Here is a 1,569-nt window from a genome sequence, read left to right as displayed (position 1 = left end):
GGTGTCCGCCCGCAGCGGCCGGCACCGGCGGAGGGCGCCCTCGTCGGGAACGGGCGGCCGGACCGAGGACGGACACCCCCCACCCCGGCCCCGACCCACAACGCACGGCAGGCGAGACCGCAACCGGCCACCGGACGGCAACGGGCCGCCGCAGGCAAAAAAAGGGGCGCGGGGAACTGCGCGACCAGCCCCCACACGCCCGCAGGCGACAACGCACCTGACCGACGACCCCGGCGACCTCAGTCCGAGATCAAACCCTCCCGCAGCTGCGCCAGCGTCCGCGTCAGCAGCCGCGACACATGCATCTGCGAGATCCCGACTTCCTCACCGATCTGCGACTGCGTCATGTTCGCGAAGAACCGCAGCATGATGATCCGCCGCTCCCGCGGCGGCAGCTTCGCCAGCAGCGGCTTGAGCGACTCCCGGTACTCCACACCCTCCAGCGCGGTGTCCTCGTAACCGAGCCGGTCCGCCAGCGACCCCTCGCCGCCGTCGTCCTCGGGCGCCGGCGAGTCCAGCGACGACGCGGTGTACGCGTTGCCCACCGCGAGCCCGTCGACGACGTCCTCCTCGGACACCCCGAGCACGGAGGCGAGTTCGGCGACCGTGGGCGACCGGTCCAGCTTCTGTGACAGCTCGTCACTGGCCTTGGTCAGAGCGAGCCGCAGCTCCTGCAGCCGTCGCGGCACCCGCACCGACCACGACGTGTCCCGGAAGAACCGCTTGATCTCCCCGACGACGGTCGGCATCGCGAACGTCGGGAACTCCACGCCCCGTTCGCAGTCGAACCGGTCGATCGCCTTGATCAGCCCGATGGTGCCGACCTGGACGATGTCCTCCATCGGCTCGTTGCGCGAGCGGAACCGCGCGGCCGCGTACCGCACCAGCGGCAGGTTGAGCTCGATCAGGGTGTCCCGGACGTACGCCCGCTCGGGGCTGTTCTCGTCGAGGGCGGCGAGCCGCAGGAAAAGGGAGCGGGAGAGCGTGCGGGTGTCGATGTCCCCGGAGACCGGCGGGGCCACGGGGGGCTCCGTCGGCAGGGCGGGGGCCGGCACGGCCTCGAGGGCCGAGGCGTCATCGAGAGCGTCGAGCGTCTCCGGCGCTGTCGCGCTCTTCGTGAGCGTGAGCACCTTCGAGCTGCCCTGGTCTGCGGACATGCCACCCCCTTTGGGTCGCGGGACGGTCGCGGCGGACGCTCCCACAGAAGGAACGCAGCCTTCACCTGAATACCGGAGCCGGAGCTCCGGCAAACGCTCTTCCCGCAGAATGTCACATGTCGGCAACGCGCCGTAGTGACATGTCGACATCCGAGACGCGAATACCCCCTGGAAACAGGGGGTCTGACGGTCTGTCGGCGCAAAAACAGGGAGATCCGCGCTGATGAGCGATTCGCTCGCCCCGGTGAGGGCTCGCTCCCGCATTCGGTTGTGCGCCGGTAGCACGACCGGGTGACGCAAACACGCTCCACCCCGCTGTGTACTTCCAGCCCTGGGTCAGGTTGAGGCGCTTGCTGTGGCCGCGGGGGACCCGGCGGTAGACCAGCACGGTGGGCGGGCCGCCGGCGGCGTC

At 70.4% G+C, this 1,569-nt stretch carries 1 protein-coding gene and 1 pseudogene; both read right to left on the bottom strand.

The window, feature by feature from the left end:
• Nucleotides 1-239: 239 nt before the first annotated feature.
• Nucleotides 240-1,157 (bottom strand): RNA polymerase sigma factor SigF, encoded by a 918-nt coding sequence (locus AB0E88_RS35755; protein WP_361639419.1) that lies wholly within the window; start codon nt 1,155-1,157, stop codon nt 240-242.
• Between the two features lie 112 nt (nt 1,158-1,269).
• Nucleotides 1,270-1,569: pseudogene (locus tag AB0E88_RS35750) on the bottom strand (hypothetical protein); the annotation flags it as partial.

The organism is Streptomyces sp. NPDC028635, from assembly GCF_040637635.1.
GTDB lineage: Bacteria > Actinomycetota > Actinomycetes > Streptomycetales > Streptomycetaceae > Streptomyces.
Note: the sequence above shows the minus strand (reverse complement) of the source record. Positions and strands in the feature narration are given on the sequence as shown.